The sequence below is a fragment of the Catalinimonas alkaloidigena genome (assembly GCF_900100765.1).
GTDB lineage: Bacteria > Bacteroidota > Bacteroidia > Cytophagales > Flexibacteraceae > Mooreia > Mooreia alkaloidigena.
The window spans coordinates 1-17,177 of the sequence record NZ_FNFO01000009.1; the positions used below are offsets into that span (position 1 = coordinate 1).

Annotated in this window: 7 protein-coding genes; 2 read left to right on the forward strand and 5 right to left on the reverse strand. The window is 56.1% G+C overall.

The window, feature by feature from the left end; genetic code table 11:
• Nucleotides 1-158 precede the first annotated feature (158 nt).
• The 4 genes from glgB to BLR44_RS19985 form a co-directional block, all read right to left on the reverse strand.
• The gene (gene glgB / locus BLR44_RS19970; protein WP_176956134.1) at nucleotides 159-2,675 is read right to left on the reverse strand and encodes a 1,4-alpha-glucan branching protein GlgB; all 2,517 of its coding nucleotides are present in this window, start codon (nucleotides 2,673-2,675) and stop codon (nucleotides 159-161) included.
• A 37-nt stretch (nucleotides 2,676-2,712) separates the two neighbouring features.
• Nucleotides 2,713-6,039, reverse strand: coding sequence for a maltose alpha-D-glucosyltransferase (gene treS / locus BLR44_RS19975; RefSeq protein WP_089685424.1), 3,327 nt, complete (start codon nucleotides 6,037-6,039; stop codon nucleotides 2,713-2,715).
• A 63-nt stretch (nucleotides 6,040-6,102) separates the two neighbouring features.
• Nucleotides 6,103-7,470 (reverse strand): Gfo/Idh/MocA family protein, encoded by a 1,368-nt coding sequence (locus tag BLR44_RS19980; RefSeq protein ID WP_089685426.1) that lies wholly within the window; start codon nucleotides 7,468-7,470, stop codon nucleotides 6,103-6,105.
• A gap of 21 nt (nucleotides 7,471-7,491) precedes the next feature.
• Nucleotides 7,492-9,516 (reverse strand): alpha-1,4-glucan--maltose-1-phosphate maltosyltransferase, encoded by a 2,025-nt coding sequence (locus tag BLR44_RS19985; protein WP_245706120.1) that lies wholly within the window; start codon nucleotides 9,514-9,516, stop codon nucleotides 7,492-7,494.
• Nucleotides 9,517-10,164: 648 nt separating this feature from the next.
• Between BLR44_RS19985 and BLR44_RS19990 the strand changes: the two genes are divergently transcribed.
• Nucleotides 10,165-12,375 (forward strand): T9SS type A sorting domain-containing protein, encoded by a 2,211-nt coding sequence (locus tag BLR44_RS19990; RefSeq protein ID WP_176956135.1) that lies wholly within the window; start codon nucleotides 10,165-10,167, stop codon nucleotides 12,373-12,375.
• Nucleotides 12,376-12,713: 338 nt separating this feature from the next.
• The gene (locus tag BLR44_RS19995) at nucleotides 12,714-16,049 is read left to right on the forward strand and encodes a T9SS type A sorting domain-containing protein (protein ID WP_089685430.1); all 3,336 of its coding nucleotides are present in this window, start codon (nucleotides 12,714-12,716) and stop codon (nucleotides 16,047-16,049) included.
• 142 nt (nucleotides 16,050-16,191) lie between these two features.
• Here BLR44_RS19995 and sucD read toward each other — a convergent pair whose 3' ends face one another.
• The gene (gene sucD, locus BLR44_RS20000) at nucleotides 16,192-17,079 is read right to left on the reverse strand and encodes a succinate--CoA ligase subunit alpha (RefSeq protein ID WP_089685432.1); all 888 of its coding nucleotides are present in this window, start codon (nucleotides 17,077-17,079) and stop codon (nucleotides 16,192-16,194) included.
• Nucleotides 17,080-17,177: the final 98 nt, after the last annotated feature.

The following is a 17,177-nucleotide window of genomic DNA, read 5'->3' on the forward strand; positions in this document are numbered from 1 at the left end:
GGGTACAAAACGCCGGTCTGGCAGCGCTTCAACAGCGAGGACATGATCGAATTGCGGTCTGACGGGCGGACGTCTCTCAGCCTGACCTATAATTTCTGACTTACAAAAAAGGCCTGCGCGAGCGCGCAGGCCTTTCAAAAGTGTTTCTTCCTAAAGGCTTAGTCGGCCTGAAACTTCAGGTACGATACGCCCAACGGCGAGAGCGTGAGCGACAGCGAGTGCGGGCGGCCATGCTTGTTGATGGCTTCCGTATGAATGGGGTAGGGGTTATTGACTCCGCTGCCCCCGTAATCGTGGTTATCGCTGTTCAGAAGCTCCGTCCAGGTACCGGCTTCGGGCGAGCCGAGGCGGTAGTTATCGCGCGGAACGGGCGTGAAGTTGCACACCACCATGATCTTCTCCGCACCATCCTTACTCTTCCGCAGGAAGGCGATCACGCTGTTGTTGTGATCGGAAATATCGACCCACTCGAATCCGGACGGATCGAACGGAAGTTCGTACAACGCCTTCTCCTGCTGGTAGACTTTGTTGACGTCTTTCAGCCAGTTCCGCAACCCCTTATGGTTGTCGTACTCCAAAAGGTGCCAGTTGAGGGTACCGTCGTGGTTCCACTCGCTCGTATCGCCAAACTCAGCGCCCATAAAGAGCAGCTTGGTGCCGGGGTGGCCGTACATGTAGCCGTACAGATTGCGCAGGTTCGCGAACTTCTGCCAGTCGTCGCCGGGCATTTTGTAGATGAGCGGCTGTTTGCCGTACACCACTTCGTCGTGCGACAGGGGAAGCATAAAATTCTCTGAGAAGCCATACACCGTGCTGAACGTAATCGTGTTGTGGTGATGGCTCCGGTTGATGGGATCTTCCTTGAAATACGACAGCGTATCGTGCATCCAGCCCATCATCCACTTCATGCCGAACCCAAGGCCACCGTTGTAGGTCGGGTGCGAAACTCCCGCGTAAGCGGTCGATTCCTCGGCGATGGTGTGCACACTGGGGAAATTCTCGTACACGGCAACGTTGAACTCCTGCAGGAACTGAATGGCCTCCAGGTTTTCGCGTCCGCCGTATTTGTTCGGAATCCACTCGCCTTCTTTGCGCGAGTAGTCGCGGTACAGCATCGACGCCACCGCATCGACCCGCAGGCCATCGGCGTGGTACTTGTCCAGCCAGAACAAGGCGTTGGAGATCAGGAAAGCTTTGACCTCGTTGCGTCCGTAGTTGAAGATGGCGCTGTTCCAGTCGGGGTGGTAGCCCTCACGTGGGTCGGCGTGCTCGAACAGGTGTGTGCCGTCGAAATAAATCGGGCCGTGCAGGTCGGTCGGGAAGTGCGACGGAACCCAGTCGAGAATCACGCCGATGCCTTCCTTGTGCAGGGCATCCACAAGGTACATAAAATCCTGGGGCGTGCCGTAGCGGCTCGAAACGGCGTAGTAGCCCGTTACCTGATACCCCCACGAGCCGTGGAACGGGTGCTCCATGATGGGCATAAACTCCACGTGGGTGAAGCCCATTTCCTTCAGGTAGGCCGGGAGTTGCGCAGCCAGTTCGCGGTAGCTGAGCGAGCGGAAGCCCTCTTCCGGAACGCGTTTCCACGAGCCCAGGTGCATTTCGTAAACGGACATCGGTTGAGACTGCCCGGCGCGCGCGTCGCGCTCCTGCATCCACGCCTGGTCGTTCCAGTCGTAGGCCATGTCCCAGACGATGGACGCCGTGCCCGGCGGAATCTCACGCCAGAAGGCATACGGATCGGTTTTGTCGACCGTATAGCCGTTGTATTTCGACGCAATGTGGTACTTGTAAAGCGAGCCGTGCTGCACTTCGGGAATAAAGACTTCCCAGATGCCGGAATCGTCGTCCTGACGACCGCCCATCGGGTGGGCACCGGCGTCCCAGTTGTTGAAATCCCCGATCACAGAAACGTAGTGCGCGTTGGGTGCCCACACGGCGAAGTAAGTCCCTTTCACACCGTTGTGCTCCATAATGTGCGCCCCCAGCTTTTCGTAGAGCTTGAAGTGTCGCCCTTCCCGGAACAGGTGGATGTCCATGTCGGTCAGCAGCGAAAGATCGTACTGCGCCGGCGCGTGCGTCACCTCGTGGGTCGGTGCCCCGGTCGGGACTTCCGTGACGTTTTCGGGTTTGGCTGGGGTAGCATGGGTATCGGCTCCGCTTTCGAGAGAAATGTCGGTTGATGAATTCATAGCGTTTTTGTCTTCCTCCTGAGAAACCGATGCTGAAGTTGAGGTCGCCTTTGGCGCTTTTTTCGCCTTGGTCGCCGACTTTTTTGCCGCAGGCTTGGCCGAAGTTGCCGCAGCCGCAGAGGCCCCTTGTTTGGCCGGTGTGGCGCTGGCCTTTGCCTTTTTTGCAGCCGGTTTGGCGGCTACCGGTTTAGTGGCCTTGGGCGCTTCGACTGCCTTGGATTCCGCTGCGGGTGCCTTTTGGGCCGGAGCCTTGGGCTTGGGGGCCGCCTTCTTGACCGGTGCTGCCGCAGCTTCCGTTTTGGCCGGAGCAGGTTCGGCCTTGGCCGACGGAGCCGAAGCCTTGGCTTTGGTGCTCGTCGGTTTGGCTTGGGCGGACGCCGATTGGGTAGCGGCCTTGGTAGCGGCCGGTTTTTTGTCGGGCGTCAGCTTGGGTTTAACTTCCTTTGCAACTTTCTTAGAATCAGGTTTCTTATCAGGCATAAGTTAAAGTCTTCTTTTCTGTAACTACGAGGAGAGACTACTCTTCGTTTTTCGAATCTTCCAGCAGCTTCCGAATGCCACGCAGCGGAATGCCCACCCAGTTGGGGCGGTTGTTCAGTTCGTAGCCCAGTTCGTAAACCGCTTTTTCCAGAAGGAAAATCTGCAGCAGCAGATTGAGATCGTCCTTGTCTTCGGGAATGAAGTCGTAGCCCTGCACGGCCTTCAGGTAACGGCGCATGAAGAAGCCGCTGATGTAATGGTACCACTGTTCGGCCCAGGGCTCGAACTCCGACTGGTTGGCGCTCTCCTGCTGGAACAGCGCGTTGTAGGCGGCATAGTGGAACGAGCGAATCATGCCGGCCACGTCGCGCAGCGGGGAGCGCTTCAGGCGGCGTTCCGAGAACGACCGGGCAGGTTCGCCTTCGAAGTCGATGATGACGAAATCTTTCCCCGTAAACAGCACCTGCCCCAGGTGGTAGTCGCCGTGGTTGCGGATTTTCATCGCTTCGAACTTATGGCTGTAGATGCGCTTCATGGTGGCCAGGGCTTCTTCGCGCGTGGCCAACACCGCCTTGGCATCGTCTACCCAGGCTTCGGGCAACTTGGAAAGCTGCTTCTTCAGGCTGGCATAGTTGTTCTTCACCAGACCTTGCAGCGACGAGTAGAGCGACCGCTGGTAGTGGAGCGAGAAAGCATCCGGCTCGAAACCCTCGTCTTTCGGACGCGAGGCCAGCGCGATGTGCATTTCGGCCGTGCGTTGGGCCAGCAGACCCACCCGCTCCACATAAGCGCCGCCGATGATGTTTTTCAGCACTTCGGGCATCTCCTCGAACGAGGCGGGCTCGGTCAGGCTGCCGATCAGCGGCGGAACTTTGGTTTTTTCACTGACGGCGATCACACGTTCGAAATAGCGCCGCAGCGAATCGTTGAAGTACGTCCAGGCATCGCCCTGATTCGACGCCAGTTCCTGCATCATCGCCAGCACGATGGCGGCTTTACCGCGTTGTAACTCAGCTGAGCCGAGGAACTTCGGCGTGTTGGGGAAGCCCGCCTTTTCGGTCAGGAACCGCGTAATTTCCAGGTCGGGGTTGATCGTATGGTCCAGCTTGCGGTAGATCTTCAGGAAGTACTTGTCCTGATAGATAATGGACGTATTGCTCTGTTCGGCACTCAGGACCCGCGAGCGCGCCATGCCGACGGCTTCGTTGCGGCCCACTTGCTTGGCCGCACTGAACACCAGCTCACTGCCATCCAGTTTAACCCGCCGCCGCTTGGTCAGCCCTTTGAACAGGTACTGCCGGAAGGCTTCGTCGTAAACCCCGTCGTACAACATGGTGTTGAAACCTCGGACCGCAATCGGCGCGATCAGCGCCTGAGGCGACTGTTCCTGCAACTGCTCCACCCGGCTCTCGTTCGCAGCGACCGACAGCGGAAGCTGGTAAAGTTCGGGCAGCCCTTCGTTGTAGGTGACTTCGAGGATGGCCAGCGCCATCTGCTCGCCCTTGTCGCCCATGGGCAGCAGTTCGAGGATGTCCATCTTCTGTACGACGCGAGCTTTGCCCCCGAACCAACGGCAACGGAACAGGTAGGTCGGCAGAATCTCTTCCACCAGCACACGACGGCTTCCTTCGTCAAAAATGGTTTCCCAGCGGTCCAGCTCCAGCATCGGTTCCGCTCCCAGCGATTCGGCTTCTAGGCCGGCCCGCTCGGTTTTCAGTTGGAACCAGAAATAGCCGAAAGGAGCCAGCGTCAGCGGGTATTGGTCGCGGGTGATGTAAGGGAACTTGTTTTTGCTGAAGATCTCGTGCGGCACGTAGCCCTTGAACTCCGGAATGTCGAGGTCTACCGCTTCGGCAAAGCGCGAAAGGTTGACGACCACCAGAATGGCTTCATCTTCGTAACAGCGGACAAAGGCCAGCACCTTGGCGTTGCTGGTTTGCAAGAAGCGAATGTCGCCCCGCCCGAAGGCCACGTGGCGTTTCCGCATCTCGATGCTGCGCTTCATCCACCAAAACAGCGAGTTCTGATTGCGCTGCTGGTTTTCGACGTTGACCGACTCGTACTGGTATTCCGGGTCGAGAATTACCGGCAGGTACAACTGCTGCGGATTGGCGTCCGAAAAACCGGCGTTGCGGTCGGCGTTCCACTGCATTGGCGTCCGTACGCCGTCGCGGTCACCCAGGTAATAGTTGTCGCCCATCCCAATTTCGTCGCCGTAATACAACACCGGCGTGCCGGGCAGTGAGAAGAGCAGCACGTTCATCAGCTCGATCTTCCGCCGGTCGTTTTCCAGCAGCGGAGCCAGGCGGTGGCGGATGCCCAGGTTGATGCGGGCCATCGGGTCGCGGACGTACACCTTGTACATGTAGTCGCGTTCCTCGTCGGTCACCATTTCCAGCGTCAGTTCGTCGTGGTTGCGCAGGAACATGGCCCACTGGCAATTGGACGGGATGTCGGGCGTCTGTTCCATGATGTCGATGATGGGGTGCCGGTCCTCCATTTTCACCGCCATGAACAGCCGTGGCATGATCGGGAAGTGGAAGTTCATGTGGCACTCGTCGCCATCACCGAAGTACGAGGCGGCCTGTTCGGGCCACATGTTGGCTTCGGCCAGGAACATCTTGTCGTCGTATTTCGAATCCAGGTGCGCCCGCAGCTTCTTCAGAAAGTCGTGGGTTTCGGGCAGGTTTTCGCAGTTGGTATTTTCCCGCTCGAACAGGTACGGAATGGCGTCGAGCCGGAATCCGTCCACGCCCATGTCGGCCCAGTAATCGATCATCTTGAATACCTCCTGCTGTACGCGGGGGCTATCGAAGTTCAGGTCGGGCTGGTGGCTGTAGAACCGGTGCCAGTAGTAGGCCTTCGCCACGGGGTCCCACGTCCAGTTCGACGCCTCAAAATCCTGGAAGATGATGCGCGTGTCTTTGTACTTGTGGGGATCGTCGCTCCAGACGTAGTAGTCGCGGTAGGGCGAGCCGGGTTTGGCTTCGCGTGCCCGCTGAAACCACGGATGGCGGTCGGACGTGTGGTTGATGACCAGTTCCGTAATCACTTTCAGGCCCCGTGCGTGCGCTTCTTTCAGGAAGTTCTTGAAGTCGCGGATCGTCCCGTACGATGGGTTGATGCTGTAATAGTCGGCGATGTCGTAACCGTCGTCGCGCAGGGGAGAAGGATAGAAGGGCAAGAGCCAGATGGCCGTGACGCCCAGGTTCTGCAGGTAATCGAGTTTTTGCATCAGTCCTTTGAAATCGCCGATGCCGTCACCGTTGCTATCCTTAAAAGCTTTGATGTGAAGTTCGTAGATAATGGCGTCTTTGTACCAAAGAAGATTCGCGTCCTTCTTCTCTTTGCGCGCTTTGCTCATATACGGGAGGAAAGTTAAAGTCGGGTTAGGTTAGTTTCTTACGGGGAAGTGGGGCATTAGGGTTTATACGCTGGGTTCCCACCCCGGCGCATATTGGCGCGACCAATACTTCATGGCCTCCATGTCGCCCTGGATGTGGCCGGTTTTCGGATTGCACGACAGCGACCGCCCCACAAACTGCGAGATGTTGCCCAGATGGCACAGCAGCGTGGAAATGTGCGCGTCGGCAATGGGGGAGTGGAGGGCCTGCCCGGACCGAATGCCGTCGAAAAAGTTGTTCATGTGGAAGATGTCGAGTGCGCCTTCGCCCAACGTATTGGTGGTGGCGCTTTCGGCTTTTTCCAGCACTTCTTTGATCAGCTTGCCGTCCATGTCGTACGCCCAGTAGCCGTTGCGGTCTAGCATCACGGTGCCCTCGGAGCCGTGGATGGTGGCGCCGCGCCCCCGGTCGTAGAAGTTGAACGGATTGCAGCTTTTGCCCTCCCAGGTAATCATTTTATTGTCGGGAAATTCGTAGCTCACCACCTGCGTGTCAGGAAATTCCCAATCGTCGCCTTGGTAATGATAGCGCCCGCCCGACGCACTGACCTTGGTGGGGTAGTCCACCCCCAGGGCCCAGCGGCACACGTCGATTTCGTGCGTGCCGTTGTTGTGGATTTCGCCGGTGCCCCAGTTTTTAAACCAGTGCCAGTTGTAATGCACCACGTTGTCGCGGTAAGCTTCGCGCGGCGCCGGTCCCTGCCACAGTTCCCAGTCGAGCCAGGCCGGTGGCGCCACCTCGTTGCCGTTGCCGATGGGCTTACGGTTGTTGCTGTACCAGGCCTTGCCGAAATAAGGTGTGCCGATGATGCCCTCCCGGATGTCTTTAACGGCCTGGATGGACGTCGGCGCGGAACGTTGCTGGTTGCCCATCTGAATGAGCTTGCCGTAACGCTTTTGCGCTTCCACCAGCATTTCGCCTTCGCGCGGGTTGTGGCTGCACGGCTTTTCGACGTAGACGTGTTTTCCGGCCTGTACGCCCATCAGCGCCATCGGTGCGTGCCAGTGCTCGGGCGTGGCGATCGTGATGGCATCGAGGTTTTTCTGGTCCAGCAGACGGCGGATGTCTTTTTCGCCTTTCGGCGTTTTGCCGGTTTTCTGCTTCACTTCGGTCAGCGTCGATTCCAGCACTTTGCTATCCACATCGCAGATGTATGCGACTTCCGCATTGTTGCCTTTCGAGATGGCCGTGATGTGGGCCTTGCCCCGGTTGTTGGTGCCGATTACAGCCAGGTGGATGCGGTCGTTGGCACCCAGAATGCGACGGTAGCTCTGCGGACTGGCAGCGAACGCCGACCCGAACGTACTTGCGCCGAGGGCATTCACGCCGAGCGCCAGACCGGCGGTGCCCACAACCGATTTTTTGAGAAATTCCCTCCGATGGTGGCTCATGTGTGGTGGTGATGATGGGGTTTAACGTGGCATATAATTTTCGAGGCGGAACACGTGGACCGGCATGCCGTAGGGGTGTAGCTCCACATAGTTCCATTCGTTGAACCAATTGTAGTGCGCTTCCGTGAGCAGATCGTGGGCCACGTAGCCGGTGTGCGGCGCGATGCCCAGGTCCCAGACCGGCACCCGAACCCAGCCGGATTGCATGTTGTGCGGGTCGAGGTTTACGACCACGACGATGATGTTGCCCGTCCGCTCGTCGCGCTTGCCGTAGCAGAGAATCGCTTCGTTGGCACAATCGCCGAAGTGGATGTTCCAGGTCGACTGCAAGGCCGGGTTCTCTTTCCGAATCCAGTTGATCTTCGTGATGACGTCACGGATCTTGGTGTACTGATCCCAGTCCCAGTGCTTGACCTCGTATTTCTCAGAATTGAGGTACTCTTCCTTGCCGTGGGCCACGGGCGTGTTGATGCCGAATTCGTAGACAGGACCGTAGAGGCCGTAGTTCGACGACATGGTGGCCGCCATCACCACGCGGGTGATAAATGCCGGTTCGCCGCCTTGTTGCAGCGACCCGGGCAGGATGTCGGGCGTGTTGGGCCAGAAGTTGGGGCGGAAGTACTCGCGCATGTCAGTGCGCGTCAATTCCGTCATGTACTGCTTCAGTTCCCACGCCGAATTGCGCCAGGTAAAATACGTATACGATTGCGTATAGCCAATTTTCGCGAGCCGTTCCATCACCCGGGGACGCGTGAAGGCTTCTGCCAGAAAGATGGTTTCCGGGTGCTCTTTGCGGATCTCGCCGATGCACCACTCCCAGAAGTAGAACGACTTGGTGTGCGGATTATCGACCCGGAAAACCGTCACCCCACGCTCAATCCAGTGATCGAACACGCTCTTGAGTTCCAGCCAGAGGGCCTGCCAGTCTTCGGTTTCGAAGTTGATGGGCAGAACGTCCTGGTATTTCTTGGGCGGGTTTTCGGCATACTGCACGGTGCCGTCGGGCCGCCATTTGAACCACTGCGGATGCTCTTGTACGTACGGGTGATCGGGCGAGCACTGAAACGCGATGTCGAGCGCGATGTCGATGCCCTGTTCTTTGGCTTGATTGACCAGGTGCACGAAGTCCTCTTCCGTACCCAGCTCTTCGGCGATGGCCTTGTGTCCGCCTTTCGGAGAGCCGATGGCCCACGGCGAGCCCGGTTCGCCCGGCTCCGAGGTGGTGCTGTTGTTTTTTCCTTTCCGGAACTGGTACCCGATGGGGTGGATGGGCGGGAAATAGAGCACATCGAAGCCCATTTGTGCGATGCGGGGCAAGAGGCGTTCACAATCTTTGAACGTACCGTGCTGGCCGGGTTCGGATGCCGCAGAACGCGGGAAAAACTCGTACCAGGTGGAAAATAGCGCTTTTTTGTGCTCCACTTCCACCTGCACGTAGGGTTCGTAGTACGAAGCGTTTTCTTTGTCGACCTCGGACAGAAGCATGGCTTGCGAAACCGTCTGGCTGAGGGCTTCGGCCACGGCGGCCGCCAGGTTCCCGTCCTGTCCTTTTTCGCGGAGGATGTGAGCCGAGAGGTAAAGTTGTTCGCGCTGCGCATCCGACACGTTGGCGGCTTTTTCCATCATTTCGGCGCCGATCAGCAACTCTACCGCGATGTTCTGGTTGTCTTCAAATTTCTTTTTCAACCCCTTCTGCCACGTGGTGTAGTGGTCGATCCACCCCTGAACGGTGAATTCCCACAGGCCTTCGCGGTCAGGGGCGAAGGAGCCTTCCCAGCGGTCGTTGGCAACGAAGTGCATCGGGGCTTCCTGCCAGGTGGCTTCGCCGACGGCCCGGAACAGCAACGCTGCGTTGACGGAATCGTGACCGTCGCCAAAGACATCAGCCGAGACGTGGACGCTCTCGTCTACCACGCGTTTGAGCGGATAACGCCCGCAGGAAATCAGGGGCTTGACGTGTTCGATGACAACACGGCGCTTGCCTTTGATGGATTGCAAAGAAGAAAGAGCGCTTTTGTTTTGGGTTTCAGGTTCTAGGTTGATCATTCACAAAGAAATTGTGCGAGAAGATTGGACTCACAGGGCAGGCGGCGCGCCGTTGCCTGCGGAACTCGTCCACGGCTCGGCGGCATAACGCACGGGCAAAAGGTACACAAAGTTTATCTGCCGTTGCCGCAACCCCCTTCACTCTATTGTACTAGCCCTTAAATCAAAGAGTTACAGCAATTATACGGATAGTTGCTCTTTTCCTTCAGCGCTGTGCCGCCCGGCGTGTAGTGCCTGAGGCCTCAGGTACCCCATCTATAACAAATGGTACTGGTGCTTCGCTTTTGGGATAATAACAAGCACCCCTTGGGTCCTATTCAAAATTAGACATTTGGAATTAGTATGCGTCTAATTCGCCGAAAAGGGCACCTCAAGCGGTGGGTGTATATTAATATTTTGACAAAATATGTTCACATTATATTACATACGATATTTTTTACCATCTTTGCAATTGGAACATTAATTTTCGATCCTCCGTATAGAAAGCGAATCGTACTGTATAGTACTTTTCCTCCATGAAGTGATGAAGCGAGGCAGAGATTATACAGTAGTGAGAATACCATAAACGATAGTATTATTCTATTCTAAGCATAGATTGTGATGACAAACGACTACAAAAAGTACGTAAAGTGGACATGGTTCCTGCCAATGCTTCTTACATGTCAGCTTTACTCCCATGCCGCTAACGCCGCAGGCTTCCGCTGGACGGGCAGCGCGAACGACAATTATTGGGGCTCGTACTTGAACTGGGAGCCCAACGGAGTGCCGGGCGCAAGCGATACGGCCATCTTCGACAACGGTGCTACACAGCTGGTATACCTGGCCGCCAACGATACCATCGGTGGCCTGGCGTTGCGCTACGGTACCCGCCTGAACCTGACGCGTCGGAACGGTGCCGTCAGCGATCCTATTATGTTGGTCATCCAAGGTTTCCCGGGCGCGACGGCCCTTACGGTCGACGCTACTTCCATTCTGGACATTCGCTCTGAAACCGGAACGCCTTCCAAAGCCATGTACCTGAAGTTGGACAATGGCGCTACCGGCCTGATCAACGGCCGTGTGGTGGCCGGCGGCGTGAACGGAAGCGGACTGGGCCTGGTGAAACTCCTCGTCACCAACCGTCAGGCGCTGGTGTTTGCCGACGGCGCGGTGTTCCAGACCCGGAACCTGGAAGGCAGTCCGTTCAACACGGTCGGCGAAATCAACACGGTGCTCTTCCGTAACGGCTCGACGTACATTCAGCAGTCAGGCGAGACTCCGTTCGGCTTCAGCGACCGCACCAAGTCGAAAGTGGTTTTCGAAGCGGAAGCGCTTTACCGCTACCGCATGGCCGGTGCTGCGCCCGATCTGGCGGGACGCAAGTACCCCAACCTGATTTTCGACGGTGGCGTAAGCGTATCGATCTCCAACGGGGTGAGTGGTTTCCCCAGCGTAACTATGACCGACCTGATCGTGCAGGGTAACGCTACACTGAACGTTAGCTTTACCACGTCCAAAACTAACTTTATCGTCAACGGCGACCTGATCGTGAGAGCGGGTTCCAGCCTGACGTTCGGTGCGGTGACGCCTTCGCTGGCGCCTTACATCCGCATGCAAGCGCTTTCGCCCAAAAGCATCCTGGCCATCGGAACCCTGTTCATCGCGCCGAGCGCCGAGTTGCAACTGGCCAATGGTAACGTCACGCTGGACCGGGACCTGAGCATTGCCGGGAAATTCAACCTGAGCTCGAACCTTTACCTGAACGGGTACAGCCTGACGCTGAACCAGGAAGTGGTCCGGTCGCTGACCAGCAACAAATACATCATTACCAACAACGGTGGCAAAGTGATTCAGACCTTGGCGAATGCTACGCAGCCGGTTGCCGTTCCCATCGGAACCGAGAATGCGTACATGCCGGTTAACCTCGAGTGTACCAACTGTATTTCCAACAGCCAGTTTGCCTTTTCGGTAAACGACGGGTTGACCAAGAGCCCCAACGGTTCGGGCGCACCGGTCACGACGTCGGCGGTGTTGGGAACCTGGACAATCGACCCACCGAACGATCCCGGCGTGCAAACCGCCGACATCACGTTCTTCTGGCCGAACACCCGACAAGTGGATGAAAACGGCGATCCGGTGTCGAATCCCAACAATCTGGTACAGCCCATCTTCGCGCAGGCTTCGGCTACTGAATGGACGGTCGATCCCGACGCCGTTGGCGATGCGTTCCTGAATACGCCTTACTATTACTACACGCTGAACGAGTTCCCTTTCGGAACCAACGCCCCTTACGTCTTTAGCTTCGTCGATGCGCTGAACAACCCGCTGCCGGTAACGCTTCTGTCGTTCGAAGGCCGCACGGAAGGACGCATCGCCATGCTGAACTGGGTAACGGCGATGGAAGAAAACAACGACCGGTTCGAAGTTGAGAAGTCGCTGGACGGACGGAACTTCGAAGTGCTCGACGTAGTCAAAGGCATGGGCACCACGACGGCCCGGCAGGAGTATCAGTTCGTAGACGATGGCTTCCGTCGTGAGGCGTATTACCGTCTGCGGCAGGTCGACTTCGACGGCGGCTTTGCTTACAGCCCGGTGATTTACGTCAGCACCCGCAACCTGCCTGGCTTTGAGGTCTACCCGAACCCCTTGCAGCGCGGACAGCGCCTGAGCATCGAACTCAACGACCGTTCTACTACCGCCTCGGCCCTGTCGCTCTCGCTGGTGTCGGCCCGTGGCCAGGTCTTGTACCAGGCAACCGGCGATTTGGACGCACAAGTGCAGGGACTCAACGAACAATTGACAAACGCACCTAACGGCTTGTACCTGATCCGCATCAATGCCCTGGAAGGACAGCGGACCATCCGTCTGATCAAGCAGTAGGACATTTCGAATACCATTCAAAAAAGCTCCTGAGCAATTCGGGAGCTTTTTTTGATAATAACATTACGTCAACAGTAAATTATCTCTTTTGAGGTGCTTTTTGGAGATTCTATAGCACGATAGCTATGCTGTCGTTGATTATGCCACTTTTTTGTACGATCTTGGGGCGGTATGTGACTTGACTATGGAGTTGCATAGATGTAAGCCTTCCTTATTTTATTACCTAACTCGGCTAGCTTATGCGAAATTGTTCCTCTCTTCTTTCGCGTCCTTTTTTCCTTCTTCTCTTCGCATTTTCTTACACGCTTCAGGCTCAGAACGATGGAGATTTCCGGTCTGTGCAAAACGGCAGTTGGAACGACAGTAACACCTGGCAAGTGTATACCGGCGGCGCATGGACCGCGACTACCAACATCCCTGACAATGCTCGCGTTTACGTTCGCCATCAGGTAACCAAAGATATTTCCGTTGATACAAAAGGCATCTTCATTCAAGGAGGGGCAACGCTGACCCTCAACCAGCCGACCGTGGTCAGGGGCGATAGTCTGGTGGTGGAGAACAACGGGGTGTTGCAGATGAATGAATTGCTGACCATCAGTAGCAACAGTGTCTTTCAAGCGAAGAGCGGGGGAATTGTCCGGCTGAACTACAACTTTGCCGACGCTACGCCTTCGAGCACCATTTGGCGGGGCGAAGAAGATTTTCAGCCGGGATCGCTCGTAGAAGTTCAACAATGGAATTATGCACGGACGCTTTTTGCCAGCGACGATGACATGTCGCAGAATTCCGGCTACATTTTTGGACACCTGACGCTCAGTGCCACCAACGTGACGAGTGGCTGGACCGTTTTTCCGTTCGGGCCCCTGGCCGTGACGGCCAACCGGTTCGAAATCAAGACGCAGGGCGCTAAAGTGACGCTGAAAGGCGACAACAAGTTTTTGGAGTTTGGCGGTGACTTCATTTCCAGCGCGCAGTCGCTAGACTTTACAAGCCTGGAGTCAGGCACTGCCACCGTTCAGATCAAAGGAAGCTTGCAGGTGCCTTCGGGAACTACCCGCCTGACTTCGGTCGCCAACACAGGGAACCGGGTGATCAGAATAAATCTGGAAGGGGATATCCGGTTGAATGGTAACACATTACAGTCGGGCAGCGCCGCCGCTTCAGATAGCTCCGGCATTTATTTTACGCGGAACATCGACAGTGTAGAGACGACTCACCTGTTCACAGCTACGACGCAAAGCGCCATCAGTTTGAAGTTCTTCGTGCAAAGCAGCTCCAATGTTCTGTTGCAAAACGACGTGAACCTGGCTAACAACAACGCCCGCGTCGAAGTGATGGGCGGGGGAATTCTGGATTTCAATAACCACATCGTTACGGGTAGTGGGGTTTTTAAACTCAACGCCGGGGGAATTCTGAAGATTACGTCTCCGGATGGCATCAGCCGGAACGGAAAAATCGGCAATGTACAGACCTCCCCGCAGGATGTAAACCGCATATTTGATCAAAACTCTACCTTCTGGTATACCGGGACGACCAATCAGGTCACAGGCAACGGAGTCTACAATCCTAGTAACAGCTCTACGAAGAATCAGATCATCATCGATAACCCCACTACCGTTACGCTGAACAACAGGGTCAACCTGCGTGCCGGTGGGTTGTTAGAAATCCGTCAGGGAACCTTCGCCGAAACGACACAGTACGCGATGGGAGGCGGAGGAACTAACGGCGTAGGAAATGTGAGGATGTTTTCGGATGACTGCTTTTACGTAATTCCTCAGGTACCGAGCAGTAGCAGTACCACTTTGCCGGTACTTGACTTACTTCTGCTGCCCAAGGCGGAAGGTTCCGCAGAACTGACGGGTGGTACGCTGGTGCTGAACGGCGCAGGCTACCAGAAGTTGAAGGGAGGAAAAGACTATGGGAACATCGTCTTTGCCGGTTCAGGTATTAAAGAAATCAGTACTGCTACTCCGAATGTCTTTGGAACCGTTACCATTCAGGATAACGCTGAACTCAATTTGGGCGACAGAACACTCGGTGGTGCGGCAACGGGCTTGGTTATGCTGGATAATAGCCGACTGAGGACTTCAGGATCGGGCATAAGACCTAATATGGGGGGTGCGTATGACTTGTCGGGTAACAGCACCATTGTGTTTGCCGGCGATGACAGAACTCCGCAAACCATTCGAGGAAGTAGCGGTTCTCTTTCGCGTACCTACGTTAATATCGAAGTAACGGGAACGAGTGTGGCGCAAAACACGGCCCTTTTTGCCATTCAGAAATCTTTCGTTGTCAAGAAAGGGGCTACCTTCGGGATGTCAGATCTGGTAATCAGCGGTCCTGGTTCGTTTGCGGTTGAGGATAGCGCTCATCTGATATTCAGGCTGCCACTGCAAGCGGCTGGCGAAGCCAGCGGCCATATACAGGTGGAAGGATCTCGCACCTATGGTAGAGCCATTTACGAGTACTATGGCGCTGAAGGTGAACTTGGAACGGGGGTGGCAGTAGCGCAACAGTTAAAATTAAGAAATGGCAGCCTGCGGCTAAATCGCAATTTAACGGTTACTGATTCGCTGGTCATTGATCCGCTATTCTCTAGTTCGGGAACCCCGGTTCATCTCTACACCACCGGATCGGACTTCGATTACGTAGTTACGCTGGGCCCAGAAGCAATAATCGAAGGGGAAACGTCTAATGGCTATGTCTTAGGCAAGCTGGCGGTTTCGCGTCTGTCTACTGGCTTTGGCATTGTCGATATGGGCAGGGCAGGGGTAGAAATCAATGTCAATGGGGAGTTTAATCTAGGACAAATCACCCTGCTGCGTTCCACGGGCGAGGCGGTCGATACGACGGTGGCGGGCTTCCCGATAATTAATCGAACCTGGGAGATAAATTCAACCAATCCAATCCCTGCCGATGAGTCGCTCTCGTTTATTCTATATTATCTGGGGTCGGAGCAAGGTGATATTGACTACCCATCCGCCTATTGGGGCAATGGCGTTACTTGGACAGAGAAGTCAGAAAGTACCACGGTGTATGACTACATGTCTGGTAATCCCGGGCTGCTGGTAGAAGAAATCACCGACTTTGGGCTGTTCGCATTCGGCGAAAGCAACCTCCCGCTGCCGGTCGAACTCCTGACGTTCGAAGGAAAAGCCGAGGGGCGTCTGGCACACTTGACGTGGTCGACGCTGTCGGAAACCAACAACCAGGGCTTTGAAGTAGAGAAATCGGTCGATGGCCGGGAGTTCGAAACCATTGGGTTTGTGTCGGGCGCAAACAACTCCACCGTACAACAGGACTACCGCTTTACGGACGATGGCTTCCAGGGTGAGGCCTACTACCGCCTGCGGCAGGTCGACTTCGACGGTGGGTTCGAATACAGCACCATCGTACACCTGCAAAGCAGTCTGCTGAGCCTCAAAGCTTATCCGAACCCGTTGGAAGGCGCGGCTGAACTGAAGCTGGAAATCAACGGGCGTACCTACTCGGCAGAAGACGTGCAGGTGCAACTGGTGGGGGCCGACGGACGGGTGCTGTTCCAGGGAAGTGGTGAACTGTCGCAACTAACGCGCGACTTGAACCAGACGCTGCGGCAGACCGCCCGGGGTGTTTACTTCATCCGCCTGGAATCGCTGGAAGGCGCGGAGACGTTCCGACTTCTGAAACGATAAGACAAATAACAAGCAACGCGGCTTACGCGAAGGCTGTCATCCACTGGGTGACAGCCTTTTTTGTGCCTGTACCGGCGCAGAAGGGACATAAAAAAAGCCTGACGCTTCCGTCAGGCTTTTCGAATATCGTTATAAGGCAGGATTAGACCAGAATGCCTTTTTCTTTCATGGCTTTAACGACGGTTTCGCCGATGTCGGCCGGCGACTTCACTACGTAAATACCGCACTCCTGCATGATCTTCATTTTGGCTTCGGCGGTGTCGGCCGCGCCACCGATGATGGCACCTGCGTGGCCCATGCGGCGTCCGGGAGGGGCCGTCTGACCCGCAATGAACCCTACCACCGGCTTGGTGCCGTGATCGCGCACGTAATAGGCCGCTTCGGCTTCCATTGAGCCGCCGATCTCGCCGATCATCACGATGGCCTGGGTGTCGTCGTCTTCCATCAGCATTTGTACCGCCTGCTTGGTGGTCGTCCCGATCACCGGATCACCCCCGATGCCGATGCAGGTCGACTGGCCCAGTCCGGCTTTGGTAATCTGATCCACTGCTTCGTAGGTCAGTGTGCCGGAGCGCGACACAATTCCGATGGAGCCGGGGTTGTGAATGAAGCCGGGCATGATGCCCACTTTGGCCTCGCCGGGCGTGATGACGCCAGGGCAGTTCGGCCCTACCAGTACGACATCGCGTCCCTGCAGGTATTTTTTCGCCTCAATCATGTCGCGGGTCGGGATGCCCTCCGTAATGGCGATGATTACGCCGATGCCTGCGTCAGCGGCTTCCATAATGGCGTCCGCGGCAAAGGGAGGTGGCACAAAGATGACCGATACGTTGGCGCCGGTCTGGTCTACGGCTTCTTGTACCGTATTGAAAACCGGCCGGTCCAGGTGCGATTGTCCGCCTTTACCGGGCGTTACCCCACCGACCACGTTAGTGCCGTATTCGATCATTTGCCCGGCGTGGAACGTCCCTTCCGAGCCTGTAAATCCCTGGACAATCACCCGGGAATCTTTATTCACAAGTACACTCATATCAGAATTTTTTATGCTGCACAAAAATAGAAGTCATAGAGACTTATTTGTACTCAGGAGAAGTTTTTATCGGGAAAGATGTAACAAGGCCTCCGCAC